At 73.5% G+C, this 26,616-nt stretch carries 22 protein-coding genes; 14 read left to right on the top strand and 8 right to left on the bottom strand.

Annotation, left to right across the window (positions count from 1 at the left end; genetic code table 11):
* Positions 1 to 43: 43 nt before the first annotated feature.
* The 5 genes from BKD30_RS01400 to BKD30_RS01420 all read right to left on the bottom strand — a co-directional run bounded on the left by BKD30_RS01400 (position 44) and on the right by BKD30_RS01420 (position 6,182).
* Positions 44 to 1,735 (bottom strand): DEAD/DEAH box helicase, encoded by a 1,692-nt coding sequence (locus tag BKD30_RS01400; RefSeq protein ID WP_076700974.1) that lies wholly within the window; start codon positions 1,733 to 1,735, stop codon positions 44 to 46.
* A gap of 410 nt (positions 1,736 to 2,145) precedes the next feature.
* A complete protein-coding gene (locus BKD30_RS01405; protein WP_076700976.1) occupies positions 2,146 to 3,660 on the bottom strand; it encodes an RNB domain-containing ribonuclease in 1,515 nt (504 codons plus the stop codon).
* Between the two features lie 44 nt (positions 3,661 to 3,704).
* A complete protein-coding gene (locus BKD30_RS01410; RefSeq protein WP_076700979.1) occupies positions 3,705 to 3,932 on the bottom strand; it encodes a DUF3107 domain-containing protein in 228 nt (75 codons plus the stop codon).
* A gap of 91 nt (positions 3,933 to 4,023) precedes the next feature.
* Complete coding sequence (locus BKD30_RS01415; RefSeq protein WP_076700982.1) at positions 4,024 to 4,674, bottom strand: TetR/AcrR family transcriptional regulator; 651 nt, start codon at positions 4,672 to 4,674, stop codon at positions 4,024 to 4,026.
* 80 nt (positions 4,675 to 4,754) lie between these two features.
* Positions 4,755 to 6,182, bottom strand: a complete 1,428-nt coding sequence (locus BKD30_RS01420) for a glutamyl-tRNA reductase (RefSeq protein WP_083955904.1) — start codon at positions 6,180 to 6,182, stop codon at positions 4,755 to 4,757.
* Between the two features lie 130 nt (positions 6,183 to 6,312).
* On the opposite strand from BKD30_RS01420, the gene hemE reads away from it, so the two are divergent.
* The 8 genes from hemE (at position 6,313) to hemL (ending at position 15,268) form a co-directional block, all read left to right on the top strand.
* Entirely contained in the window at positions 6,313 to 7,392 is a 1,080-nt protein-coding gene (hemE, locus tag BKD30_RS01425; RefSeq protein WP_076700987.1) for a uroporphyrinogen decarboxylase, read from the top strand.
* Positions 7,389 to 8,879, top strand: a complete 1,491-nt coding sequence (locus BKD30_RS01430) for a protoporphyrinogen/coproporphyrinogen oxidase (protein WP_235861254.1) — start codon at positions 7,389 to 7,391, stop codon at positions 8,877 to 8,879. The genes hemE and BKD30_RS01430 overlap by 4 nt, the downstream gene beginning before the upstream one ends.
* Before the next feature lie 55 nt (positions 8,880 to 8,934).
* Positions 8,935 to 9,633 carry a hydrogen peroxide-dependent heme synthase gene (gene hemQ, locus BKD30_RS01435; protein WP_076700991.1) on the top strand — a complete coding sequence of 233 codons (699 nt, stop codon included), beginning with the start codon at positions 8,935 to 8,937 and terminating at the stop codon, positions 9,631 to 9,633.
* Positions 9,630 to 10,871, top strand: a complete 1,242-nt coding sequence (locus tag BKD30_RS01440) for a ferrochelatase (RefSeq protein WP_076700994.1) — start codon at positions 9,630 to 9,632, stop codon at positions 10,869 to 10,871. The genes hemQ and BKD30_RS01440 overlap by 4 nt, the downstream gene beginning before the upstream one ends.
* Positions 10,864 to 11,991 (top strand): hydroxymethylbilane synthase, encoded by a 1,128-nt coding sequence (hemC, locus tag BKD30_RS01445; protein ID WP_076700996.1) that lies wholly within the window; start codon positions 10,864 to 10,866, stop codon positions 11,989 to 11,991. The genes BKD30_RS01440 and hemC overlap by 8 nt, the downstream gene beginning before the upstream one ends.
* Positions 11,988 to 12,866 carry a uroporphyrinogen-III synthase gene (locus BKD30_RS01450; RefSeq protein ID WP_076700999.1) on the top strand — a complete coding sequence of 293 codons (879 nt, stop codon included), beginning with the start codon at positions 11,988 to 11,990 and terminating at the stop codon, positions 12,864 to 12,866. Before hemC ends, BKD30_RS01450 begins: the two co-directional genes overlap by 4 nt.
* 109 nt (positions 12,867 to 12,975) lie before the next feature.
* The gene (gene hemB / locus BKD30_RS01455; protein WP_076701045.1) at positions 12,976 to 13,953 is read left to right on the top strand and encodes a porphobilinogen synthase; all 978 of its coding nucleotides are present in this window, start codon (positions 12,976 to 12,978) and stop codon (positions 13,951 to 13,953) included.
* Positions 13,954 to 13,957: 4 nt separating this feature from the next.
* Positions 13,958 to 15,268: a glutamate-1-semialdehyde 2,1-aminomutase gene (hemL, locus tag BKD30_RS01460; protein ID WP_076701002.1), complete on the top strand. Its 1,311-nt coding sequence runs from the start codon at positions 13,958 to 13,960 to the stop codon at positions 15,266 to 15,268.
* A 14-nt stretch (positions 15,269 to 15,282) separates the two neighbouring features.
* Here hemL and BKD30_RS01465 read toward each other — a convergent pair whose 3' ends face one another.
* Together BKD30_RS01465 and relB are read right to left on the bottom strand one after the other, a co-directional pair.
* Positions 15,283 to 15,555 carry a type II toxin-antitoxin system RelE family toxin gene (locus BKD30_RS01465; protein WP_076701004.1) on the bottom strand — a complete coding sequence of 91 codons (273 nt, stop codon included), beginning with the start codon at positions 15,553 to 15,555 and terminating at the stop codon, positions 15,283 to 15,285.
* Positions 15,552 to 15,773, bottom strand: coding sequence for a type II toxin-antitoxin system RelB family antitoxin (gene relB / locus BKD30_RS01470; protein ID WP_076701048.1), 222 nt, complete (start codon positions 15,771 to 15,773; stop codon positions 15,552 to 15,554). Before relB ends, BKD30_RS01465 begins: the two co-directional genes overlap by 4 nt.
* Before the next feature lie 327 nt (positions 15,774 to 16,100).
* Here relB and BKD30_RS01475 point away from each other — a divergent pair, with 327 nt between their 5' ends.
* The 3 genes from BKD30_RS01475 to BKD30_RS01485 are packed head-to-tail and all read left to right on the top strand — an operon-like array spanning position 16,101 to position 18,582.
* Complete coding sequence (locus BKD30_RS01475; RefSeq protein WP_076701050.1) at positions 16,101 to 16,991, top strand: ABC transporter substrate-binding protein; 891 nt, start codon at positions 16,101 to 16,103, stop codon at positions 16,989 to 16,991.
* A gap of 32 nt (positions 16,992 to 17,023) precedes the next feature.
* Positions 17,024 to 17,818 carry an amino acid ABC transporter permease gene (locus BKD30_RS01480; protein WP_083955905.1) on the top strand — a complete coding sequence of 265 codons (795 nt, stop codon included), beginning with the start codon at positions 17,024 to 17,026 and terminating at the stop codon, positions 17,816 to 17,818.
* Between the two features lie 50 nt (positions 17,819 to 17,868).
* Positions 17,869 to 18,582 (top strand): amino acid ABC transporter ATP-binding protein, encoded by a 714-nt coding sequence (locus BKD30_RS01485; protein WP_076701053.1) that lies wholly within the window; start codon positions 17,869 to 17,871, stop codon positions 18,580 to 18,582.
* A 62-nt stretch (positions 18,583 to 18,644) separates the two neighbouring features.
* Here BKD30_RS01485 and BKD30_RS01490 read toward each other — a convergent pair whose 3' ends face one another.
* Positions 18,645 to 19,343 (bottom strand): exonuclease domain-containing protein, encoded by a 699-nt coding sequence (locus BKD30_RS01490; protein ID WP_076701054.1) that lies wholly within the window; start codon positions 19,341 to 19,343, stop codon positions 18,645 to 18,647.
* 71 nt (positions 19,344 to 19,414) lie between these two features.
* On the opposite strand from BKD30_RS01490, the gene BKD30_RS01495 reads away from it, so the two are divergent.
* From BKD30_RS01495 to BKD30_RS01505, 3 genes are read left to right on the top strand one after another with little or no spacing between them, the layout of a single operon-like run.
* Positions 19,415 to 19,885: an MGMT family protein gene (locus tag BKD30_RS01495; protein WP_083955907.1), complete on the top strand. Its 471-nt coding sequence runs from the start codon at positions 19,415 to 19,417 to the stop codon at positions 19,883 to 19,885.
* On the top strand, positions 19,882 to 23,094 hold the full coding sequence (locus tag BKD30_RS01500) for an ATP-dependent helicase (RefSeq protein ID WP_076701007.1): 3,213 nt from the start codon (positions 19,882 to 19,884) through the stop codon (positions 23,092 to 23,094). Before BKD30_RS01495 ends, BKD30_RS01500 begins: the two co-directional genes overlap by 4 nt.
* Positions 23,091 to 26,582 (top strand): ATP-dependent helicase, encoded by a 3,492-nt coding sequence (locus BKD30_RS01505; RefSeq protein ID WP_076701009.1) that lies wholly within the window; start codon positions 23,091 to 23,093, stop codon positions 26,580 to 26,582. Before BKD30_RS01500 ends, BKD30_RS01505 begins: the two co-directional genes overlap by 4 nt.
* The last annotated feature ends 34 nt before the right edge of the window (positions 26,583 to 26,616 follow it).

Consider the following 26,616-nt stretch of genomic DNA (forward strand, 5'->3'; position numbering starts at 1 on the left):
CGGGGAAGCGCCGGGGGAAGGCGCGTGGTGCGACGCGGTCACCTCAGTCGGCAGCGGGGGACGGCGTGCCCTGCACGACCTCGCCGTTGCGGCGGCGGGTCCGGGTGCGACGCCGCGGGGAGCGGGTCCGCTCACCGGACGTCGGTTCGCCGCCCTCGGAGGCGGGCCGCTCCGAGGCGCCCCGCTCGGAGGATCGCTCGGCGGCGGGCCGCTCGGACGACCGCGAACCGCGCTCGCCGTCGCGCCCGGCGCCACCGCCCGAACGGTTGCGGCCACCGGAACGCGAGCGCCCGCCCGAACGATCCGAGCCCGAACGGCCGCGGCCGCCGGAGCGGTCGGACGAGCCGCCCCGCTTGCCGGTCTCGCCCAGATCCTCGAGCTCCTCGGCATCCAGGCCCGCATGCGTGCGCTTGCTGCGCGGCAGTCGGCCCTTGGTCCCGGCCGGGATGTCCAGATCGGTGTACAGATGCTCGGAGGAGGAGTAGGTCTCGACCGGCTCGGGCACGTCCAGGCCCAGCGCGCGGTTGATCAGCCCCCAGCGCGGCATGTCCTCCCAGTCGACGAACGTGACCGCGGTGCCCTTGTTGCCGGCTCGACCGGTGCGGCCGACCCGGTGCAGGTAGGTCTTCTCGTCCTCGGGGCACTGCAGGTTGATCACGTGGGTGACGTCGGTGACGTCGATGCCGCGGGCGGCGACGTCGGTGGCGACGAGCACGTCGACCTTGTTGTTCCGGAAGGCCCGCAGCGCCTGCTCGCGGGCGCCCTGACCGAGGTCACCGTGGATGGCGCCGGCCGCGAATCCGCGGTGGGTCAGCTCATCGGCCAGCTTGGCGGCCGAGCGCTTGGTCTTGGTGAAGATGATGGTCCGCCCACGACCCTCGGCCTGGAGGATGCGGGCCACGACCTCGTCCTTGTCCAGGGAGTGGGCCCGGTAGATGACCTGGCGGATGTCGGCCTTGGTGACGCCCTCGTCGGGGTCGGCGGCCCGGATGTGGGTCGGCCGGCTCATGTAGCGGCGGGCCATGGCGACCACGGGCCCGGGCATGGTGGCGGAGAACAGCAGCGTCTGCCGCACGTCGGGAAGCTCCGCCATCAGGCGCTCGACGTCCGGCAGGAAGCCGAGGTCGAGCATCTCGTCGGCCTCGTCGAGGACGGCGATCTTGACGTTCTTGAGGACGAGGTGGCGCTGCCGCAGCAGGTCGATCAGCCGGCCCGGGGTGCCGACGACGACGTCGACGCCCTGCTGCAGTGCCTCGATCTGCGGCTCGTAGGCGCGTCCCCCGTAGATCACGGTGACGCGGGCGTTGCGCTTCTTCGCGGCGGTGGTCAGGTCACCGGCCACCTGGACGGCCAGCTCACGGGTCGGCACGACGATGAGCGCCTGGGGGGCACCCGGGGCCGGCAGCTCGGCGTAGCCCGGGTCCTCCGGTCCGACGACCCGCTGCAGGACGGGGATGCCGAAGCCCAGCGTCTTGCCGGTGCCGGTCTTGGCCTGGCCGATGATGTCGTGGCCGCCGAGGGCGACCGGCAGGGTCATGGCCTGGATGGGGAAGGGGTGGATGATCCCGGCATCGGCGAGGGACTCGACGATGTCGGGGCGGACGTCGAAGTCCGCGAAGGTCTCGGGGCGCGCGGCGCGCGCCTCCTCGGTGCTGACGACGGTCTCCTCGGGTGCGAGGGACTCGGTTCCGGTGTCGTCCGTCAGGACGGTGTCGTGCGCGTGGGTCTCGGTCACTTCGGTGGCGTTCCTTGATCTGTCCGCGGACGTCTCGCCGACCCCGGGCTCGGGCGGCCCGGTGGCGTGCGTCCGCATGCGTGGTGGAAGCCGATCGCGGGGAAACGCCGGCGAAGGTCCGCCGGTTGCCCGCACGGTCCGTCGGCGGCGTTGTCGCCGCCGGTGGGTGCCGGCTGGCGCTGCCGCAGGGCGGGGCCGTGCTTCCGGGCGGTCTGTCTGCGGTGCCGCATCTCGCCGGATCAAGACCGGGAGTCGCCGACTCGCGACCTCGTGACCGCGGCGGTGGCGGCACCGGTCGGTACACGTGCTGACGACCGGGCATCCGTGAATACGGGCTCATTCTACCGCCTCCGGACGGTTCGCCGGTGCGACCCGGATCACGCCGACGCCCGTCGGGCGTTGAACCCGGGTCAGGCGAGCTCGAACCTGACGCTGCCCCGGCGGATGTCGGCGGACGTCAACCGGGCCCGGACCCGGGACCCGGTGGTCATGGTCCCGGTGCATCGGGCGCTCACCACGGGATCGAGCAGCTGGATCGTGCCCGACGGTGCGGGCCGGTTGCCATTGCCCGTGGTTCCGGCGGGCACGTCGGCCGCGTCGGTGTGCCCGCGACCGTTCCCGGTCCCGTTGCCGGCACCGCTCTCGGTGCCGACGAGGACGACGGCGTCGAAGTGCTGGCCGACGTGCGCCGCGAGCACGGCCGCCTCGACGGCCTCGAGAGCGGACCGGTCGAGCTCCCCGGCCCGACGGTCGGAGTCCCGCATCAGTTCGGGCAGGTCGGGCAGAGCCCGGCGCATCTCGTCGGGCACCGGCCGGGCCTCGACGATGGCCAGGCAGACGGGCAGAACGAAACGGTCGACGAGGCGGCGCAGCGGGGCGGTGGTGTGCGCGTACGGGGCCGCCACGGCCGACTGTTCGGGATGAGGCGGCGGCGCGCCGTCGAAGGCGGTGTAGCCGGCACCGCGGAACAATGACGTGGCCGCGTGCAGCAGGGCGAGATCAGCCGCCCGGTCCGGGCGCAGGCTGCGCAGGAACTCGCCGTAGCTGGTGGTGGCCGGCCACGGGTGGCCCAGTGTCCGGGCCTGATCGCGGTAGCGCTCGATCGATCCCGGGTCCGGGGCCGGCATGGTCCGCAGCACCCCCACCCCGCCGTCGAGCATCATCCGGGCCGCGCTCATCCCGGTCAGCAGGGAGATCTGGGCGTTGGCGTCCTCGATCGGGTGGGTCGGCCGGCTGCGCAGGGCATAGCCGCCGTCCGAGCGGACGATCTGCTGCTCGGGCAGGTTCAGGCTCGCCCCACCGCGGAGCCGTTCCTGCTCGACCCGGAGCCGGCCCACCTCGCGCAGCAGCGTGAGCAGCTCGTCGGCGGTGCCGTCGTCGAGGCTGCGCTGGACGGACTCGTAGTCCAGCCGGGCGCGGCTGCGGACGGCCGCGCGGGTCAGACACGTGTCGGTGACGGCGCCGTCGGCGTCGAGCCGGTGGGTGAACAGGTAGGCCCCCCGGGTCCGGCCCGGCAGCAGGGACGCGGCGTCCTCGCTGATCGCGGCCGGGTGCAGGGGGATCCTGCCGTCCGGGGCGTAGAACGTCTGCCCGCGACGGCGGGTCTCCGCGTCGAGCGCACCACCCAGTGGCACGAACGCGGGCAGGTCCGCGATGGCGTACCGAACCCGGTAGCCGCCCCGCGCACGCTCGATGTGCAGCGCCTGGTCCAGATCCAGGCTGCCGGGCGGGTCGATGGTGACGAACGGGACATTCGTGGCGTCGGTTTCCGGCAACTGGTAATCACGGACCGCGGCGGCGGTCTCCCCGAGCACCGCCGGGGAGAACGCGGCGGGCACGTTCGTGGCGGCACGCAACGCCGCAAGAGACTCGGCCAGCTCCTGCTGGGCGTCCTCCGGGCGGATCCAGGGGATCGTGTGCGCCACGGCCGCGGCCTACGTCGGGGCCGTGGCGGTCGCGTCGCCGTGGATCACAGCAGTGCGCCGAAACCGACGCGGCGCTGCTCCTCGGTGCCGACCTCCACGTACGCGAGCACCGCGCTCGGAACGATGATCTGGCGGCCCTTGGTGTCCGTCAGCGTCAGCACCGTGCCCTTGGCCAGGCTCTCGGCCACGGCCGCCGCAACCGCGTCCGCGGTCTGGTCCGACTCGAAGACGATCTCCCGGCCCACGTTCTGGATGCCGATCTTGATCTCCACGCCGTGGTCTCCTCACGTTCGCAAGCGGTCAGTCGTGGCTGCGCCGACCGTGACCGGGTGATCAGCGGGCCGGGGCCACATCGGCTCCAGTCTAGGGGTGGGCCCCGTCAGCGCCCGGATCGTCCGCTCTGCGCTGAAAGCCGCCGATCCCGCGCCAGGCCAGCCGGGCGATGAGGTCCACCGCGGTGGCCTGGTCGATGCCCCCGGCCTGCACCCAGTAACGGGCGCTGACCTGGGCCGAACCGGTCAGGGCGCGGCCGAGCATGACGGCCTGGTCCAGCGGCAGATCGGTGTCCTCCACGATCACCCGGCCCACCGCCTCGGCATAGGCGCGATGGAACTCCTCGAGGCGGGCGGCGACGGCGGGGTCGTTCAGCAGGTCCGACTCGAACACCAACCGGTGGGCCTGATCATCCCGGGCGACGAACTCGTAATAGGCGGCGACGCTGTTGCGGACCCGCTCGGCATTGGTCTCGGCGGTGGTCAGTGCCCGCTTGAGCTGGGTGGTCAGCCCGGCGAGGTGCTCATCGAGCAGGGCGAGATAGAGCTCGAGCTTGCCGGGGAAGTGCTGATAGAGCACGGGCTTGCTCACGTGCGCGGTGACCGCGATCTCGTCCATCGCGGCGGCGTGATACCCGTGGGTGACGAACACGTGGTGGGCGGCGGCGAGCAGCTGCCGGCGGCGCTCCTCGCGCGGCAGCCGGGTGCTACGCCCGGGGGATGCGGGGGTCTCCGAGGCCATGATGTCCGCACGCTCCTCTGCCGGGACGACGACCGCTGACCCGGGCGTCGGCGGTGCCGACGACCCCGGGTGCGGTCAGCTTACCGCCGAGTAGGAGTGCTCAGTCCAAGGGGTGGCGCGTCAGGGGGGAACGGGCAGCTCGACACGTCACATTCCGGGTCCACGCCGGCGTCGTCGGTACCGGTGGCCTGCCGGGGGAGGTCGGCGGGGTGCACAGCCGGAACCGTCGCGGCCGCCGTAGCGTCGAGGCGCCTGGGTGCCCGGCTGATCGGCTCGATGCCGTAGACGGCGCGCAGACCCTCGATGTAGGTGTCCTGCTCGCCGCGGGCCGCCAGTTCCTTCGCGCGTACCGTCGGGACGTGCAGCAGGGACTTGACCATGCGGCGCATCGCGAACTCGACCTCCTCCGCGGCAGCGGTGCAGCCGTGCTGGGCGCGTACCCGGTCGAGCTCGGTCTCGAGCACGGCCATGGTGTGCCGGCGCAGGGCCACGATGGCACCGTCGACGTCGCGGGCGGCCTGCTTGTCGTGGAAGTCGGCGGCGGCGTGGGAGACGATGTCCATCGCCTGCAGCACCGGCAGCGTCGCCTCGCTCGGGGCAGCCAGGCGCACCGACTCGAGGGTGATCAGCTCGACGTCGGGCAGGTCGCCGACCTCGGGTTCGAAGTCGCGGGAGAGCGCGAGATCGACGACCGTGAGGGGATGCCCGTCCGGGAGGGCGGCGGCCAACTGCTCGGCGGTGACCCGTCGGCGGGAGCCACTGCAGCCGACGAGGATGTCGGCCTGTGCGATGGCGGCGGGCAGACCGGCGACGTCGACGGCGGTGCCGCCACGCTTGGCGACGAACGCGGCTGCGCGGCCGGACCCGGAGAACACCCGGATGTCGGTGCAGCCACGTTCGCGCAGCGAGGCCAGAGTGGCGCCGGCGTACGCGCCGGTGCCGATGACGACGGCGGTGGCCCCGGCCAGTGGGGCGCTGGCGATGTCCGCGGCCAGGTCCAGCGCCACGGAGACGATGGAGCGGCCACGCGCCCCGAGTGTGGTCGACGCCCCGACGTCCTTGCCGGTGCGCGCGGCCGTCTCGAACAGGCGGATCAATGCGCCCGTGGCGTGATGGTGGGCCTGCGCGGAACCGAGCGCCCGGCGGGCCTGACCGGCGATCTCCCGTTCGCCGATGACCGCCGAATCCAGCCCGGCGACCACGGCGAACAGGTGCTCGGCGACGGTGCGGCCGCTCAGCATCCGGAACGCCGTGCGGGCGGTCTCCGGACTCACCGGTGCGTCCGCCGCGACCGTCTCGACGACGGCGTTGCGGACCGCGTCCAGGTCGGCATCCCGATCGACGTCGAGATACAACTCGAACCGGTTGCAGGTGGCGAGTGAGACCACGCCGTGGATGTCGGTGCCATCGATCAGTCGGCTGGGCAGACCGGCATGGCCATCGCTCAGTCGGGCGATGGTCTCGAGATCCTGATCCGCGTGGGACGCGACCAATGAGAGAAGAGGCACAACGCGTCCATGGTAACCGCTGCACCGGGTTCCGGGACGGCCGCGGCGGAGGGATGTCGGTCACCTCGGGCGCCCGGCCCGGCGGGTGGGATTCGCCGTGTGCCCGGCCCGGCGGGCAGAATCGTGGATCATGAACGACGCCCCCGTCCCCGTGCTGCCCGCTGACCACCCGCTCGCGGACGGCCGCACCACCGGCAGTGCCCTGCTGCGAGCACTTCGCGGCGAGCGGACCGGGCCGCGGGCCGTCTGGTTCATGCGGCAGGCCGGCCGATCCCTGCCCGAGTACCGGGCCGCGCGGGAGGGCGTCGGGATGCTCGAGTCCTGCCTGCGTCCCGACCTGGCCGCCGAGATCACCCTGCAACCCGTCCGTCGGCACCACGTAGACGCGGCCATCTTCTTCTCCGACATCGTCGTGCCCCTGCGCCTCGCCGGCGTCGACGTGGACATCGTGCCCGGCCGTGGGCCGGTGCTCGGCTCCCCGGTGCGGACCGCGTCGGACGTCGCCGCCCTGCCGTCCCTCGAGGACGTCGACTTCACCGCGATCCGGGAGGCGGTCGCCCTGACCGTCAGCGAGCTGGGTGGCACCCCCCTGATCGGCTTCGCCGGCGCCCCCTTCACCCTCGCCGCCTACCTGGTCGAGGGCGGCCCATCCCGCGACCACCTCGGTCCCCGCACCCTGATGCACGCCGACCCGGAGACCTGGCAGGCGCTGACCACCTGGGCGGCCGACCTGTCCGGCGCGTTCCTGCGTGCGCAGCTCGAGGCGGGCGCCTCGGCCTGCCAGCTGTTCGACTCCTGGGCCGGTTCTCTCTCGGCGGCCGACTACGAAGCCCACGCCGCCCCGGCCTCCGCCCGTGCGTTCGCCCACGTCGCGGACCTGCCCGTGCCGCGGATCCACTTCGGCACCGGCACCGGTGAACTGCTGCCCGCGATGCATGCCGCCGGCGCGACCGCCGTCGGCGTCGACTACCGGCTGCCGCTGGACGAGGCGTCCCGCCGGCTCGGTGGGGTCGTACCCCTGCAGGGCAACATCGACCCCGCCTTGCTCGCCGCGCCGTGGAACGTGCTCGAGCCCCACGTGCGCGACGTGCTGCGGCGGGGGGACGCGGCGCCCGGCCACGTCGTCAACCTCGGCCACGGCGTCCCGCCGTCGACCGAACCGGACGTGCTCACCCGCGTCGTCGACCTCGTCCACGAGGTGCCGCAGTGAGCGAACCGACGCCGCGGCCCAGCGCCGCGGCCGTCGTCGACCGGGTCGAGCGGGCCGGTGTGTGCGTGATCGGGGCCGGCGTCGCCGGGCTGCTCGTCGCCGAACGGGCCGTTGCCGCGGGCCTGGACGTGCTCGTGCTCGACGCCGCCGCCGTCGCCGGCGGGTGCGTGGCCCGGCACGAGGTGGCCGGGCTCGCCCTCGACGCCGGCGCCGAGTCTTTCGCCACCCGTGTCCCCGCCGTCGCCGACCTGGCGCGCGACCTCGGCCTCGAGGCCGACATCGTGGCCCCGGACCCGACCGGAGCCTGGATCGCGCACCGGGACGGCACCTGGCCACTGCCCCGGGCAGGGCTGCTGGGCATCCCCACCGACCTGGACGACCCCGCCCTGCGGGCCGCTCTCGGGCCGGCCGCCCTGGACCGGGTCCGGCGCGACGCGATCGACCCGATCCCGGCCGAACTGCGTCCCGGCGCTGCCGCCCCGACCAGTCTCGGTGAGCTGGTGCGACGCCGGATGGGGGAGCAGGTCCTCGACCGGCTCGTCCGGCCCATCGTCTCGGGCGTGCACGCCGCCGACCCGGACCAGCTCGACCCTCAGACCGTCGCGCCCGGCCTGCTGGCCGCGATGGCCGACACCGGCTCGCTGGCCGCGGGTGTGGCCCGGCTGCGGGGCACCGCGAAGGCCGGTTCGGCGGTCGCCTCGATCCGCGGCGGGATGCACCGGATCGTCGACGCGCTCGTGCACCGCATCCAGGACGCCGGGGGGCGGATCCGCACCGGCACCCCGGTCACCGGGCTGCGGCGCTCCGGGGACGGTTGGGAAGTCACCGCCGCGGCACCGGGGCAACCCGCCCGGACACGAACGGTACTGGCCGACCGCGTGGTGCTGGCCGCCGGTGCCGGTGCGGCGATCCCGCTGCTCGGCAGCGCCCTCCCGTCCCTGGCGGACCTACCCACCCCCGTCGGTGCCCCGGTCACCCTGGCCACGCTCGTCCTGCGCTGCCCGGCCCTGGACGCCCATCCCCGCGGCACCGGCGTGCTCGTCGGCGCCGACATGGCCGGTGTCGAGGCGAAGGCCCTCACTCACGCCACCGCGAAGTGGGACTGGTTGGCACAGACCGCCGGCCCCGGCACGCACGTGCTGCGGCTCTCCTACGGCCGGCCCGGTGAGCACGCCGCCCGTTACGCCGACGACGCGCACGTGCTCGAGACCGCCCGCCACGACGCGGGGGTGCTGCTCGGCCTCGGCCGGGACGGGATCGACGCCGCCGCGGTGCTGGACGGCGACGTCGTCCGCTGGCCCGGCGCCCTGCCCGCCGCCGGCCTGGGCCACGCCGGCCGGGTGGCGCGGATCCGCACCGCCGCGCGCGCCGCCGGCACCGGGCGCGGAGCGCTCGCCGTGGTCGGGGGCTGGGTCGCCGGGAACGGGCTCGCGGCGGTCGTCGCGGACAGCCGGGCCCAGGCCGCCCAGATTTTCGACGACTTGTAGAAAATCACGTCGACCCGGTTCGCATCGACCGATCGATCGGGGCAGACTGGGGAGCATGACCACTGCTCCCGACCTGCAGACCCCTGCCTCCGCCGTGTCCACCGGCGACCCCTTCACCCTCTGGGCGGTCTTCGCCCGCACCGCATCGCCGTCGCCGGCCGCACCGGTGGGCGAGCTCGGCGCCCTGACCGGCACGCTCGCCGAGCAGGGCGTGACCGTCCGCGGCTTCTACGACGTGTCGGGGATGCGCGCCGACGCCGACGTCATGGTCTGGATGCACGCGCAGCAGCCCGACGCGCTGCAGGAGGCCCTGCGCACGCTGCGCCGCACCGAGACGCTCGCCGCCACCCGGCTCGTGTTCTCGTCCATGGGCGTGCACCGGGAGGCCGAGTTCGCCAAGGAGCACTCGCCGTCCTACTTCCGCGGGGTGCCGGCGGAGGACTGGATGTGCGTCTACCCGTTCGTGCGCTCCTACGACTGGTACCTGCTGGACCCGGCCGATCGAGGCCGGATGCTGCGCGACCACGGGCTGGCCGGCCGGGACTACCCGCAGGTGATCGCCAACACCGTGCAGTGCTTCGCGCTGAACGACTGGGAGTGGTTGCTCGGTCTGGAGGCGCCGCAGCTGACCGACCTGGTGGACCTGATGCGACACCTGCGCAGCGCGGACGCCCGGCTGCACGTGCGCGAGGAGGTCCCCTTCTACACCGGCCGCCGGATCGACCCCGCCGACGTCGCGGGGGTGCTGCGATGACGACGCCCGCGCTCGAGACCGAACACGCCCCCGAACAGCCGCCCGCCGCGTACGACGCCGTCGTCCTCGCCTCCTTCGGCGGTCCGGAAGGACAGGACGACGTCATCCCGTTCCTGCGCAACGTCACCCGCGGTCGCGGCATCCCGGACGAGCGACTCGAGGAGGTGTCGCACCATTACCGGCACTTCGGCGGCGTCAGCCCGATCAACGCCCTGAACCGGGACCTGCACGCCGCGTTGTCCGCGGAACTGACCGCCCGCGGCATCGAGACGCCGCTGCTGTGGGGCAACCGCAACTGGGCGCCCTACATCGGGGACGTGCTCGAGCAGGCGCACGCGGACGGACACCGGCGCGTGCTCGCCATCACGACCAGCGCCTACTCCAGCTACTCCAGCTGCCGCCAGTACCGGGAGGACTTCGGCAAGGCGCTGCTCGAGCGCGACCTGGTCGGCAAGCTGCGGATCGACAAGGTCCGGCAGTACTTCGACCACCCCGGGTTCCTCGCCCCCTTCGTGGAGGGCGTCGCCGTCGGCCTCGGACAGGTCCGCGCCAAGCTCGCCGAGGCCGGGCGGGAGGGGCGGATCCACGTCCTGTTCTGCACCCACTCCATCCCGGACACCGACGCGGCCGCCTCCGGCCCCCGGGACCGGGAGTTCGAGCAGGGCTCTGCCTACGTCGCCCAGCACCTGGCCAATGCCCGGGTCATCATGGAGCGGGCCACCGGCAGCGACGGCGGCGGGGACATCGACTGGTCGCTGGTCTACCAGTCCCGGTCGGGTCCGCCGCAGGTGCCATGGCTCGCGCCCGACGTCAACGACGCCCTGGCCGAACTGCCCGGGCGCGGCGTCGCGGGCGTCCTGCTGGTGCCGCTCGGGTTCGTCAGCGACCACATGGAGGTCGTCTGGGACCTGGACACCGAGGCCCTGCAGACCTGCGCCGATCTCGGCCTCGCCGCGGTGCGCACCCCGACCCCGGGCACCCACGCCGCGTTCATCACCGGGCTAGCCGATCTGATTGCCGAACGGGTCGAGGGCGGCCCGCGTCCCGCCGAGACCGCACTGGGACCCTGGTACGACGTGTGCCGGCCGGGCTGCTGCGCCAACCAGCGGCGCGCGGTACCGACGGTCGCCGGGTCCGACGCGTGCGACCTGTCCGTCAACCCGGCTGGTCCGCCGGCCGACGCGGCGCCGTCCCCCGGACCCGGCGTTCCTCCCGCGGGGGCCCCCGACCGTGGGTGAACCGCTGGTCCCGGTCGGCACCCGACTGCGGCTCGGCACGCGCGGCAGCGACCTGGCCGTCACCCAGTCCGGCATGGTGGGGGACGCGCTGGCCGAGCTCGGCGGGTTCGACGTCGAGCTGGTCCGGGTCCGCACCGAGGGCGACGTCAACCGGGCCCCGCTGGCGCAGATCGGCGGCACCGGTGTGTTCGTCACCGCGCTGCGGGACGCCCTGCTGCACTCTGACTGCGACGTCGCCGTGCACTCGCTCAAGGACCTCCCCTCCGCGCCCGCGGACGGCCTGACCATCGCCGCCGTGCCGACCCGGGCCGACGTGCGGGACGTGCTGTGCGCCCGGGACGGGCTCGCCCTCGCCGAGCTACCGGCGGGCGCGCGGGTGGGCACCGGCTCCCCCCGCCGCGCCGCCCAGCTGCGGGCCGCCCGACCGGACCTGGCCGTCGTCGACCTGCGCGGGAACGTGCCCACCCGGCTGGGCCGGGTCACCAGCGGCGAGCTCGACGCCGTCGTCCTCGCCGCGGCCGGCCTGTCCCGGCTCGGCCTGCTGAACGCGGTCACCGACTTCCTCGACCCGTCCGTCATGCTGCCCGCTCCCGGCCAGGGAGCGCTCGCCGTCGAGGTGCGCAGCGAGGACCTGGCCCGCGGTGGGGAAGGCAGCGGTGGGCAAGGCAGCGGCGGGGAACTCGCCGCCGCGATGGCCGCGCTCGACGACGGGCAGACCCGCGCCGCTGTCACCGCCGAACGGGCGCTGCTGGCGCGGCTCGAGGCGGGGTGTTCCGCGCCCGTCGGGGCGCTCGCCCGGGTCCAGGACGGCGCGCTGCACCTGGATGCGGTGGTCGGCTCGCCCGACGGCACCCGGCTGCTGCGGCGCTCCGCGAGCACGATGGCGTCCGGACCGGTCACCGACGCGTCCGGTGCTCTGAGGGCCGAGGCGGTCACCGCGGCACGCGAGCTCGGGATCCGGCTCGCCGAGACGCTGCTCGACGCCGGGGCCGCCGACCTGATACCGGCCGATGCCACCCTCGGGGGCGCGGCGGGTATCGGCCGTGGCGTCGCGTCGGGGGGCGAGGTCATGGACTCCGACCGGACGGGTACCGCTCCCACGGACACCGACGACCAGTGAGCCCCGCGCCGCGGCCGGCCGACCCGGGCCGACCCCTCGCCGGCCGGGTGGTCGCGCTCACCCGGGGACCGGACCGCGCCGGGCTGCTCGGCGCGGCCCTGCGGAACGCCGGGGCCACGGTGCTGGCGGTGCCCGTCATCGACTTCTCGTGGCCCGACGACGTCGCGCGGTTCGACGCCGCCCTCGCGGGCCTGGGCGGCGGCCGCTACGGCTGGCTTGCGGTCACCAGCGCCACGACCGTCACCGCCCTGACCGGCCGGGCCGGGGCTCTCGGCCGCACCCTCCCGGACCTGCTGAGCGGCGGCTGCGTGCGGGTCGCCGCCGTCGGGCCCGCCACCGCCGACGCCCTCGCAGCCGCCGGCGTGCACGTCGACCTGGTGCCGGACGGCCCGTCCAGCGCCGAGACCCTGGCCGCGGCGTGGCCGGCCCGCGAGCAGACCGCGCGGCCCGTCCTGCTGCCCCACTCCGACCTCGCGGCCGGCACGCTCCACCACCGGCTCACGAGTGCCGGCTGGGCGGTGGAGACCGTCACGGCCTACCACACCGTCGACTACCCGGCGGACGCGGACCGGTCCCTGTCGTCTCCCGGCCCGCGGGGCGACGGCGATCCGCGCACCGTCGCCGAGGCGCAGGACGCCCGCCCGGACGCCGTCGTCGCCACCTCGCCGTCCACGGCCCGCCGGTGGCTCGCGGCCGGGGACCCCTGCCCGCTCGTCGCGATCGGCACCACGACGGCCCGGGCCGCCGAAGAAGTCGGCACGACCCCGGCCGCCGTCGCCGCGACCACCCGTCCCGAGGACCTCGTGCGCGCCGTCGTCCGGGCCGTCCACCGGGAACCCACCGATCCGCTGCCGGCGGCCGACCCTCCGCAGTGACCGGGCTCACCGCCGCGGCCGGAGCCGATCCCGTCGGCAGAGTTCGCCGTCCGCGAGATCGGCCGGCACCCGCACCGACCCCGTCCCCGACCGAGAGAAGATGGCCTTCATGAGTTTCCCGCTGCACCGCCCGCGCCGACTGCGCGCCACACCCGCCCTGCGCCGTCTGACCGCGGAGGTGCGGGTGCACCCCGCCGACCTGGTGCTGCCCATGTTCGTGCGGGAGGGGCTGAGCGAACCGCAGCCGATCAGCGCCATGCCCGGCGTGACGCACCACAGCATCGACAGCCTCAAGGCCACCGTCCACGAGGCCGCGGACGCCGGTGTCGGCGCCGTGATGCTGTTCGGGGTGCCGACCAGCCAGGACGCGGTCGGCAGCGGCGCCACCCGGCCCGACGGGGTCCTGAACCGGGCCCTGGGGGAGTTGTCCCGGGAGTTCGGCGACGACGTCGTGCTGATGAGCGACCTGTGCCTGGACGAGTTCACCGACCACGGTCACTGCGGGGTCCTGGACGAGCACGGCGCCGTCGACAACGACGCGACCCTTCAGATCTACGGCCGGATGGGAGTGGCCCAGGCGGAGGCCGGCGCCCGCGTCGTCTCCCCGTCCGGGATGATGGACGGCCAGGTCGCCCACATCCGCGGCGCGCTGGACGCGGCGGGCTTCACCGAGACCGCGATCCTGGCCTACTCCGCGAAGTACGCCAGCGCGTTCTACGGCCCGTTCCGGGAGGCCGTGCAGTCCGCGCTGCAGGGCGACCGGCGCACGTACCAGATGGACGCCGCGAACCGGCGGGAGGCGATCCACGAGACGCAGCTGGACCTCGACGAGGGCGCCGACATGGTGATGGTCAAGCCCGCGATGAGCTACCTGGACATCCTACGGGACGTGGCGGAGATGAGCACCGTGCCCGTCGCGGCGTACCAGATCTCCGGCGAGTACGCGATGATCGAGGCCGCCGCCGCGAACGGCTGGATCGACCGCGAGGCTGCCATCGACGAGTCGGTGCTCGGCATCAAGCGGGCCGGCGCCGACCTGATCCTGACCTACTGGGCGACCGAGGTCGCCCGCCGACTGAAGGGCTGAGCCGATGACCACCTCCGCCGACCTGTTCGCCACCGCCCAAGCCCTGATGCCCGGTGGCGTCAACTCGCCGGTGCGGGCCTTCGGGTCCGTCGGCGGGACGCCGCGCTTCATGGTGTCCGGCTCCGGGCCGTGGCTGCGCGACGCCGACGGCAACCGGTACGTCGACCTGGTCTGCTCCTGGGGGCCGCTGCTGCTCGGGCACGCCCACCCCGGGGTGGTGTCCGCGGTGCACGCCGCCGTCGACCGCGGCCTGTCCTTCGGCGCGTCCACCCCGGCCGAGGCCCAGCTGGCCGAACTCGTGCAGCAGCGGGTACCCGCCGTCGAGCGGATCCGGATGGTCTCCACCGGCACCGAGGCGACGATGACGGCGATCCGGCTCGCCCGCGGGTTCACCGGCCGGGACCTCGTGGTCAAGTTCGCCGGCTGCTACCACGGGCACGAGGACGCCCTGCTGGTGGCCGCCGGTTCCGGGGTCGCCACCCTCAGCCTGCCCGGCTCCGCCGGCGTGCCCGCCGGCACCGTCGCCGACACGGTCGTGCTGCCGTACAACGACCTGGCCGCCGTCGAGGAGCTCTTCGCCGGACGCGGGGAGCAGATCGCCGCGATCATCACCGAGGCCGCGCCGGCGAACATGGGCGTCGTCGAGCCCGGCGCGGGCTTCAACGAGGGCCTGCGCCGCATCACGGCCGAGCACGGTGCACTGCTGATCCTGGACGAGGTGCTCACCGGCTTCCGCGTCCACCCCGCTGGGTACTGGGGGTTGAGCGCGGGCGGGGCCTGGGCGCCCGACCTGTTCACCTTCGGCAAGGTGATCGGCGGCGGTCTGCCCACCGCCGCGCTCGGCGGGCGGGCCGATGTGATGGAGTTCCTCGCCCCGCTCGGTCCCGTCTACCAGGCGGGCACCCTGTCCGGGAACCCGGTGGCGATGGCCGCCGGTGTCGCGACCCTGCAGCACGCCGACGACACCGTGTACGACACCGTCGACGGGCTGTCCCGGCAGCTGCAGGCCGAGGTGCACACCGCCCTGGACGCCGCCGGCGTCGACCACTCGATCCAGCACGCCGGCAACCTGTTCAGCGTCGCCTTCGGCACCTCGGACACCGGCGTGCACGACTACGCGCAGGCGCAGGCCCAGGACTCCTACCGGTTTGCGCCGTTCTTCCACGCCATGCTCGACGCCGGGGTGTACCTGCCGCCGTCGGTGTTCGAGGCCTGGTTCCTCTCCTCCGCCCACGACGACGAGGCGGTGGAGACGGTGGTCGCGGCGCTACCCGCGGCCGCGCAGGCCGCCGCGGCGGCTCAGCCGGCCGGGTGAGCGTGGTGGACGCGTTACCGGTCTCGGTAGATCTCGGAGCGATGCCCGAGCCCGACGGCGATGATCACCAGCTCGGCATCGCGGATCTCGACGATGACGCGCCAGTCGTCCACCCGGTAACGCCAGTACCCTGCGAGGTCCCCGGTCAGTCCTCTGCCCCGTTGACGCGGGTCATCGAGCGCACAGACGGCGTCCAGGTATGCCTTGACTCGGCGCAGTACCGCACGATCGAGTCGACGAGCAGCTTTGTCGAACTGCGGGGACGTGCTCAGCCGCCACCGGCTCACACGTCCAGCTCATCCCAGAGTTGCTCCGCCGGCCGGCTCGGCTTGCCGGCCTCTTCCCAGTCCCGCACGACGGAATCCGCCCAGTAGCGCTCCTCGAGATCATCGAGGAGTTCGTGAATCGCCGCACGCATGTAGAACGTCTTCGAGCGCCCCGTCCGACGGGCCAGCTCCGTGAGTCTTGCCTCGTCCTCTGGTGTGAGTCTGATCGAGATCGCCATGATCACCACCGCCTTCCCCGTGCGATACAAGCATCGCATCTACCGCGCGTGACGAACAGCACGCCCCTGAGGTGACATCTCGTGACATGGATCGTCGTTCCGGCGCCGCCCGGCCTCTATTCTGAAGTGATGCCGTCGGCCGGGCGATCACGTTCCGTGGCCGGCGCATCGGTCGCTCGCCGACCCCGGCCGGTTCCCGTCGCAGGGACGCGCCGCCGCGCATCGATGCGCATCCACCATCACGGCGGGGTGTGAACCCGCCCCGCCGCTCGCACCGAGGAGACACCCGTGGCCCTGCCCCGCCGTCTGAAGTCCATCACCACGGCGATGACCGCCGTCGTCCTGGCCGTGAGCCTGAGCGCCTGCGCCGGCGGCTCCTCGCAGGGTGCCAGCACCGGTGCCAACGCCCTGGCCGGCAGCGACCAGAAGAACACCGACAAGTACACGACGGCCAACGTGACGCCGGTCGCGCAGATCGACAAGTCGAAGCTGAACCTGATCACCGACGGCACTCTGCGGGTCGGCACCCTGTCCGACGCGCCGCCGAACATCTTCATCAAGGACGGCGTCTTCACCGGTTACGACAACGAACTGCTCAAGGCGATCGGCGCCAAGCTGGGCCTGAAGGTCGAGTTCGCCTCCACCGACTTCTCGGCGTTGCTGTCCCAGGTGTCCAACAAGCAGTTCGACGTCGGGTCGTCCTCGATCTCCACCACCGACAAGCGGCGGCAGAACGTGGGCTTCACCAACGGGTACGACTTCGGCTACATGGCCGTGGTCGTGAAGAACGACGCGCCGGTGCAGAAGTTCGCCGATCTGAAGTCGGGCACCCGGATCGGCGTCGTGCAGGGCACCGTGCAGGACGACTACGTGACCAACACGCTCGGCCTGGAACCGGTCCGCTTCAACGACTACAACACCGTCTACGCCAACGTCCGCAACGGCCAGATCGACGCCTGGGTGGCCCCGTCCCAGCAGGCCACCGGTCAGGTCAAGCCCGGTGACGGCACGAAGATCGGGGAGAGCGTCGTCAACACCCAGAACTTCACCGCCTACGCCGTCGCCAAGGACAACACGGCCCTGATCGACGCGCTGAACTCGGGCCTGGACGCCGTGATCGCGGACGGCACCTGGTCGAAGCTGACCAAGCAGTGGTACCCGGACCGGAAGACCCCGGCGGACTGGAAGCCGGGTAGCAAGGCCGTCACCGTCAAGTAGGCAGCCTCCAACCACACGACAGGGGGAGACCCATGGACGCCTGGTCACAGCTGATCGCCACCTTCTTCGACTGGAAGGCAATGGCGCAGGTCATCCCGGATCTGCTCACCGTCGGGCTGCCCAACACCCTGATCCTGGCGATCACCTCGGGCATCATCGGCTGCGTGCTCGGCATGCTGCTGGCGGTGATGGGCATCTCCCGGCACGCCCTGCCGCGGTGGCTCTCGCGGGTCTACACCGACATCTTCCGGGGCCTGCCGGCCGCCGTCATCATCCTGCTCATCGGCATCGGGCTCGGCCCGGTCATCCGGCAGCTGACCGGTAGCACCAACCCGTATCCACTCGGCATCCTCGCGCTGTCGCTGATGGCGGCTGCCTACATCGGGGAGATCTTCCGTTCCGGCATCCAGAGCGTCGAGAAGGGGCAGATGGAGGCCTCCCGTGCGCTCGGCTTCCCTTACGGGGCGACGATGCGCCTGGTGATCATCCCGCAGGGCATCCGCCGGGTGCTGCCCGCCCTGGTGAACCAGTTCATCGCCCTGATCAAGGACTCGTCCTTGATCTTCTTCCTCGGCCTGCTCGCCAGCCAGCGGGAGATCTTCCGGATCGGCAACGACGCCGCCGCCAACACCGGCAACCTGTCCCCGCTGGTCGCCGCGGGCATCCTCTACCTCATCCTCACCATCCCGCTGACCCACCTCGTCAACCTGATCGACCGCCGGCTCCGGGAAGGACGGCGCGAGGGCCCGACCTCGAGCGACACCGCCGACGCCGGCACCAGCCCCGCCGGCAGCCCCGCCGGCGTGACCCCAGGAGGACAGCCGTGAGCACCCCCGCACCCGCTTCCCCGCCCGCGGACACCGTTCGCGCCGGCCACCTGCGCGCCACCGGCATCCACCTGTCGTTCGGGTCGAACCACGTGCTGCGCGGCGTCGATCTCGATGCCCCCGCGGGCACGACGACCGCGGTGATCGGGCCGTCCGGGTCCGGCAAGTCGACCCTGCTGCGCGTGTTGAACCGGCTGATCGAACCGGACCGTGGTGACCTCACGCTCGACGGCGAGTCCGTGCTCGGCGCGAACCCGGACGCCTACCGACAGCGGATCGGCATGGTCTTCCAGCAGTTCAACCTGTTCCCCCACATGACCGTCGGTGACAACGTCGCTCTCGCCCTGCGGAAACTGCGCGGCCTGGACAAGGAGCGGGCGCGCGAGGCAGCACGGCGCCAGCTCGACCGGGTGGGTCTGGCTCACCGCGTGGGCGCCCGGCCCTCCGCCTTGTCCGGCGGGCAGCAGCAGCGGGTGGCGATCGCCCGAGCGCTGGCCATGGAGCCGGAACTGATGCTCTTCGACGAGGCCACCTCCGCGCTGGATCCGGAACTGGTCAAGGGCGTCCTCGCGTTGATGAGCGACCTGGCCTCCTCGGGCATGACGATGGTCGTCGTCACCCACGAGATGGGATTTGCCCGATCGGTCGCCGATGCGGTGACGTTCATGGACGCCGGCATCGTCGTCGAGACCGGGACGCCGCGTCAGGTCTTCGGCGAGCCGCGGACCGACCGGTTGCGGCAGTTCCTCTCCGACGTGCTCTGAAGCCTCGCCTCCTGTTCCGCCCGGCTCCCTGCCCCGCGTCGCCCGCGGTCCTCGGCCGCGCCTCAGCCGACCGGCCACGGGTGCGGGCCCGGGATGTCCGCCTCCGCCCAGCCCTCGCGGCGCAGATGGGCGGCCCGCCGCTCGGCGCGTTCCCGCAGCCAGACGATCTGCAACTCGTGCAGCCAGCGGGCCGGCATCTGCAGCTCCGGCCAGCGACGTGCCAGCGCGTCCGCCAGCCCCAGGGTCGCCGCCGCGTCCGCCGCGGACGTGTGCGCGTGCGCGAGCGGCACGTCGAACTCGTCGCACAGGGCGACCAGCGTGCGTTTGCGGCCACCTTCCCGGCGCCGTTCCAGCTCTCGGTGGATCTGGAACGGGTCGAGGACGGGCATCGGGTGCGGCGGGTCCGGCAGCGCCCAGCGGCGGCACTCCTGCGCCAGCACGGTGAAATCGTAGACGGCGTTGAAGGCCAGCACCGGGATCCGCGCGTCGAAGAGCTCCCGCAGGGACGCGGTCACCTCCGCGATCACCACCGGGGCCGGGCGGCCCTCGGCCCGTGCCCGCGCCGTCGTGATTCCGTGGACCGTACTCGCCGCCTCCGGTATCTCCACGCCCGGGTCCGCGAGCCATTCGTGCCGCCCGATGAACCGACCGGCCGAGTCGACGACGACGACGGACGCCGAGACGATCCGGGCCGTGGCGGGATCGCGCCCGGTGGTCTCCAGGTCGAACGCCGCGCGGGGAAGCAGGTGCCAGCTGGGCATGGCCTTCACGGTACCGGCGCGCCCCGACAGAACTGCGTGGATCGGGCGAGGACCGGCCACGGACCGGCCCGATGGCCAGAGACGTCCGTGCCGACGCCTACGCTGGTGGGGTGCGTGACGGGTTCGAGACGGCGGTGCTCCGCGTGGCCGCGGCCATCCCCGAGGGCCGGGTGCTCAGTTACGGCGACATCGCGGACCTGCTGGACGGCATGGGACCGCGCACGGTCGGCCGGGTGATGAGCCACCACGGTGACGAGGTGGCCTGGTGGCGGGTGCTCCGTGCCGACGGGACCGTCTTCCCGCCGCTCGCGGCGCGTGCTGCCGCCGCGTACGAGCGGGAAGGGACACCGCTGATGCCGGTCCGCGGGGGCGTGGACCGGGCTGCGCCGCGGGTGCGCATGCGGCAGGCCCGCTGGCAGCCCACGCCGGACGAACTCGCTCGCCTGGATCGGTCCCTGGCAGCGGACGGCTGGTGGGACGCGGACACGCCGGAGGAGCCGCCGTCAGTTCTGTCGGTGGCCGATGATGGGATCGAGGCATGAGCAGCGACGTGGTGGAGGCGACCGGTGCGCTGTCCGGTGCTCCCGTGCTCGATGCCGACCAGCGGGCCGTCGCCGAGGCGCCCGCCGGTCACGGCGCCCTGGTGGTCCTCGGCGCGCCGGGCACCGGCAAGAGCACGGTCCTGATCGAACGGGCGGTACACGCCGTCGACGCCGGAACCGACGCCGCCGGCGTCCTGCTGCTGGCCCCGTCGCGTCGCTCCGCCACCCGGCTGCGCGACACCCTGACGGCGCGGCTGGACCGCACGGTTGCCTCCTCCCCGGCCCGGTCCTGGCAGGCCTACGCCTTCGACCTGCTGCGCCGGGCCCGGGTGGAGAAGTTCCTGGCGCTGCCCGCACCGCCGCGGTTGCTCTCCGGAGCCGAGCAGGACCAGATCATCGCCGACCTGCTCTCCGGGCACCGGGCCGGTCACGGTGCACCCCTGGTCTGGCCCACCGACCTGGAGCACGCGCTGCGCACCCGCGGCTTCCGGCAGGAGGTCCGTCAGTTGTTCGACCGGCTCACCGAGTACGGGCTGACCGCCGAGGACCTCGGCCGGCTCGGTGAGGCCCGGGGCCGGGCGGACTGGGTCGCCGCCGCACGCCTGTACCGGGAGTACCGGGACGTGCTGGACCTGCGGATGCCCGAGGCCTTCGACCCGGCCGGCATCATCACCGAGGCCCGGCGGGTGCTGCAGGAGAACCCCGCCTTCCTCGCCGCCGAACGCGCCCGGCTCGCCCTCATCCTGGTCGACGACCTGCAGGAGGCCACGCCGGCGATCCACGAACTGCTGTACGTGATCGGCGCGGACACCGACATCGTCCTCACCGCGTCCGCCGAGTCCGTCGTCCAGGGCTTCCGCGGCGCCCGCCCCGACCTGCTCGCGGGGCTGGACGATCACCTGCCGGGCCTGCGCACCCGCACCCTGACCACCTCCTGGCGGTTGGGAACCGGGACGAGCGCCGCCTGGCGTCGGGTCGCCGACCGGATCCCCGTGACCGGCGGCGGGACACACGGGCGCGTGCTGGACCCCCGGCCCGGCGCGGGCGTGACCGCCCCGGACGCCGCCGTCGAGGCGCACGTCGTCGCCTCCGACCTGCACGAGTCCCGGTTCGTGGCCCAACGGCTGCTGGAAGCACATCTGCACGAGCAACGGCCGTGGGCGTCCCTGGCGGTGATCGCGCGAACCGGAGGGAAGCTCACCTCGCTCGCCCGCTCGCTGACACAGCACGGCGTGCCGATCCGGCTGCCGGCGGCGGAGCGGCCCGTCCGGGACGAGGTGGCCGTCGCGGCCCTGCTCGATCTGTACGCCGTCAGCCTCGGTCGCCGGCCGCTCACCGCGGAGCTGGCGATCACCCTGTTGACCTCGCGTTTCGGTGGCGGGTCGGCCCTGGGACTGCGCCGGTTGCGGCAGCAGCTGCGCGCCGCCGAACTGGAGGCCGGCGGCGGGCGCGCCAGTGACGAGCTGCTGATCGAGGCGCTGCAGGCGCCGGGTGCGCTCGCCGGCCTGACCCGCGACGCGCAGCCGGCGCGGGTGATCGCCGCCATGCTCGCCGCCGGCACCGCGGCCGCCGAGCAGACCGACCCGACGCCGGAGACGGTGCTGTGGGCACTGTGGCAGGCGTCCGGCGCGGAACGCCGCTGGGTGCGGGAGGCCCTCGGCGGGGGTGCCGTAGGGGAGCGAGCCGACCGGGACCTGGACGCCATGATGGCCCTCTTCCAGACCGCCGAGCGGTACGTCGATCAGCTCCCCGGTGCCTCGCCCGCCCAGTTCCTCGACTACGTGGCCGGGCAGGAGGTGCCCATGGACACGCTCGCCGACCGTGCCCCCGTGGGCGATGCCGTCGAGCTGCTCACCCCCGCCTCCGCCGCGGGCCGCGAGTGGGACATCGTCATCGTCGCCGGGCTGCAGGACGGCGTCTGGCCGAATCCCCGGCTGCGCGGAGAACTGCTCGGTTCCACCGAACTCGTCGACATCCTCGATGCCGGTCCCGAGGTCGCCGCGCAGCGCGACGTGCAGGCCCGGCTCCGGCAGATCCGGCACGACGAGCTGCGCAGCTTCTCCGTCGCGGTCTCGCGCGCCCGCCGGCGGTTGATCTGCGTGGGGGTCGACGCCGAGGACGAGCAACCCTCCGCCTTCCTCGACCTCGTCGACCCGTGGCCGGACCCCACCGGGCCCCGGCCGCACACCACGGTCGGCCGGCCGGTCACCCTCCGGGCCCTGGTGGCCGAGTTGCGCCAGTACGCCCAGTCCGACGACGCGGCCGAGCGCTCCGCCGCGGTGGCCCAACTCGCTCGGCTCGCTGCCGTCGGACAGGACACCCCCGGCGGTGGTGAGAACGGCGTCGTCGTGCCGGGCGCCCATCCCGGCGCGTGGTGGGGGTTGTTGCCGCTGAGCACCGACGAGCCGATCGTGGCGGCCGGCGAGACGGTGACGGTCTCGCCGTCCCGGATCACCGCCGTGCAGGATTCGCCGCTGAACTGGTTCGTCCAGACGGCCGGGGGGCAGGAGGCCACCGACTTCGCCCGCAGCCTCGGCACCCTGGTCCACGGCATCGCCGAACACCTGCCCGAAGGATCCCGGGCCGATCTCGGCGCGGAGCTGTCCCGCCGGTGGGCGCAGCTGGCGTTGCCCGAGTCGTGGGAGACGGACAAGGAATACGAACGCGCCCGCACCATGGTGGACCGGTTCGCCGAGTACGTCAGTCTCAGCCGCACGCAGGGACGGGTCCTGCTGCACGTGGAACAGGACTTCACGGTCGAACTGCACCCGGTCGACGGCGCCGCCGGACAGGGGCCGGTGCACGCCGTGCTACGCGGCCAGGTCGACCGGCTCGAGATCGACGACCAGGGCCGCCTCTTCATCGCCGACCTGAAGACCGGCAAGCGCAAACCGAGGAGCGACGAGATGCCTGCTCACCCGCAGCTGGGCGCCTACCAGGTGGCCGTCGCTGCCGGCGGCTTCGCCGACGGCGACCGGCCCGGCGGCGCGGCCCTGGTCAACGTTGGCACCGGGGAGAAGAAGGTGAGCGTCCAGCCGCAGGCACCTCTCGCCGAGGGTGAGACCTGGGCGCCGGACCTGGTCCGGTCCGCTGCGAGCACGATGACCGGGGCGACGTTCGAGGCCCGGCACCAGCCCGGCGAGCGGCCGCACTGCACGCTGCCCGGCGTGTGCCCGCTGTGCGCAGCCGGACGCCAGGTGACCGAATGAGCGCCACCGCTCGAGCGCGCGACACCCGCGACGGCGGGTCGCGGGACGAGCTGATCACCCCCGAACGGCTCGCCGAAGCGCTCGACAGCCCGCCGCCCACCCCGGAACAGGCCGCCATCATCGCCGCTCCGCTGGAACCTCTTCTCGTCGTCGCGGGCGCCGGGTCGGGAAAGACCGCGACCATGTCCCAGCGCATCACCTGGCTCGTCGCCAACGGGCTGGTCTCCCCGGACCAGATCCTCGGCGTGACCTTCACCCGCAAGGCTGCCGGCGAGCTGGCCACCCGCGTCGGCTCGGCCCTGCGCCGGCTCCGCGCGGTCGGGCTGCTGCCCGCCACCGCGGACGCCGACGGCGCGGCCGCCCTGGACCCGCAGATCAGCACCTACCACTCCTACGCGGCGTCCATCGTCCAGGACCACGGGCTGCGCCTGGGCGTGGAGCGCGACGCCGTCGTCATCGGTCAGGCGCAGGCCTGGCAGCTGGCCAGCCAGGTGGTCGAGGCGTACGACGGCGAACACGAGCACTTCGTCAGCGCCAAGAGCACCCTGGTCACCGGGGTGCTGCAGATGGCCTCCGAGTGCGCCGAGCACCTGAAGGATCCCGCGCAGGTCGAGGCGTGGCTGACGGACACGGTCATCCGGCTCGCCGGACTCCCGTACGTCGCCGGAAAACCGACGCGGACCACCGACGCCGCGACGAAGGCGCTGGACCGGCTGCGCACCCTCGCCACCATCGCCGGTCTGGTCGCGAAGTACGACGAGGCCAAGCGCCGGCGTGAGGTGCTGGACTACGGCGACCTCGTGTGCATCGCTGCCCGCATCGCGCAGCAGGTGCCCGCGGTCGTGGCCGCGGAACGGGCCCGGTACCCCGTGGTGGTCCTCGACGAGTTCCAGGACACCTCCCACGCCCAGGCCGTCCTGTTCAAGACACTGTTCGGCTTTGGCCACCCGGTGACCGCCGTCGGCGATCCGAAACAGTCCATCTACGGGTTCCGCGGGGCGTCCGCGGGACAGCTGCACCGCTTCGGTGCGGACTTCCCGCGGGTCGCGCCGGACGGTTCCGTGCAGCGCGCCCGCACCCTGTACCTGACCACCGCCTGGCGCAACGACCAGCACATCCTCGACGCCGCGAATCTGGTCTCCGCGCCGCTGTCGGGCGCCGACGGGTCCGGCACTGACGGGAACCGGGCCGCCGGAGCCGTTCCACCGCTGCAGCCGCGCCCCGGCGCCGGTCCCGGGCGCGTGGTCATCGAGCACCACGCCACGACCGAGGACGAGGCGGAGGCCATCGTCGGGCACATCTGCTCGCTGCGGCCCGACCTCACCCCCACCGCCCGCACAGCCGCTGGTGCCGCCGGTGGGTCCAGTGCGGCCGGTGCGGCCGGTGCGACGGGGGCGGCACCACCGACGGTCGCGGTCCTGTGCCGCACCCGGGCACAGATCGAGCCGATCCGACGGGCCCTGACCGACCGTGGCATCCCCGTCGAGGTGGTCGGCCTCGGGGGACTGCTGGACACCCCGGAGATCGTCGACGTCGTCAGCACCCTCCAGGTGCTCGCCGACCCGGGCCGATCGGACGCCCTGATGCGGCTGATGGCCGGAGCGCGGTGGCGGATCGGGCCGCGCGACCTGATGACGCTGCGGGACTGGTCGAGCGTGCTGGCGTCCCGTCGGGAGAAGGCCCTCCGGCAGCGGGAGGAGCTGGACGCGGCCACCGCGGGCACCGCGGAGGAAGCGCGGCTGGTGGAGTCCGACACCGTCGACGCGGCCAGCCTGATCGAGGCGATCGACTGGCTGCCCGATCCGGGTTGGGAGTCGACGCACGGCCGGTCCCTCTCGACCGCAGGCCGGGACCGGCTGGCCCGTCTCGCCGCGGAGTTGCGAGACCTGCGCGGCTACCTCGGGGACGAGTTGACCACCCTCCTCGGGCAGGTGGAACGCACCATGCTGCTGGACATCGAGGTCGCCTCCCGTCCCGGCGTCAGCATCCACCAGGCGCGCGGCAACCTCGACGCGTTCACCGACGCCGCCGCGGCATTCCTGGCCGGCAGTCCGCGGATCGACGTGGTCGCCTTCCTCGGTTGGCTGGAGGCGGCGAAGGAGGAGGAGAACGGGCTGGAGACGGCGCAACCGGACGTGCGCAGCGACGCCGTGCAGCTGCTCACCGCCCACGCCGCGAAGGGGCTCGAATGGGACGCCGTCGTCGTGCCCGGGATGAGCGTGGGCGTGTTCCCGTCGGACAAGAAGACCCGGTGGAGTTCGGACAAGCTGGCTCTGCCGTGGCCGCTGCGCGGCGACTGCGCGCACCTGCCCCAGTGGGACCTCGACCAGCCCGATCTGAAGAGCCTCGTCGAGGCGGAGAAGGACTACGCCGATCGGGCCGGTGAGCACGCGGAACTGGAGGAGCGACGGCTGGCGTACGTGGCGATCACCCGCGCCCGGCGCCACCTCGTGCTCACCTCCGCGCGGTGGCGGGGCGGCAACAAGAAGCCCTCCGCCCTCTCACCGTTCCTCGGTGAACTCGAGACCCTGACCGGGCAGGACGCGTCCGGCGAGACCCTGACCGGGCAGGACACGGCGGCCCCCGTGGTGGTCCGCGGCATCTGGGTCGAGGACGCCGGTGCGACCAATCCGCACGCCGACCAACCGGAGACCGCCCGCTGGCCGTACGACCCGTTGGACTCCCCGGTCGACGCCCACGGTCGGCGGTTGCGGCCCGGCGGCAGCCGACGTCCTGCCCTCGAGCGGGCCGCCTCGGAGGTGCTGGCGGCGCTGTCCGGCGGTCGACGGGTCCCGGCCGGCCCGGACGCCGATCCTCGCTGGGAGCGCGAGACCACGGTACTGCTGGACCGGTTCCTCGCCCCGCCGACCACCAGCCGGGCCGAGCCGCCCACGCACATCTCCGCGTCCACGCTGGTCGAACTGGACGACGACGCGGCCGCGGTGCTCGCCCGGCTGCGGCGTCCCGTCCCACGACGGCCCTCACCGGCGGCGCGCCAGGGCACCGCCTTCCACGCCTGGGTCGAGGAATGGTACGGCCAACCGGGCATGCTCGACCTCGGTGACTTCCCCGGGCAGGCGGACGCGCACGTCGACGCCGGCCACGGACTGCCGAGCATGATCGCCGCCTTCCAGGCGTCCCGGTTCGCCGCCATGACGCCCGCGGCGGTCGAGGCTCCCGTCGAGACCCGGGTCGGCTCCGTCGTCGTGCGTGGCCGGATCGATGCGGTGTTCCGGGACGCGGAGGGCCGGTGGGACCTGATCGACTGGAAGACCGGAGCGGTGCCCACGGGCCGGGACCTGCAGAACAAGGCGGTGCAACTGGCCCTGTACCGGCTGGCCTGGTCGCGGCTGCACGGCATCCCCCTGACCGAGGTGGACGCGGCGTTCTTCTACGTCGTCGCCGGCCGCGAGGTGCGGATGCCCGCCCTGGCCGACGAGGCCGCCCTCGAACGGATCGTGGCGGTGGCCTTCCCGGTCCTCGGCTGACGCGCTCGGCTGACCAGGGAGTGCAGGAGCGCCG

Source organism: Tersicoccus phoenicis (genome assembly GCF_001968835.1).
GTDB lineage: Bacteria > Actinomycetota > Actinomycetes > Actinomycetales > Micrococcaceae > Tersicoccus > Tersicoccus phoenicis.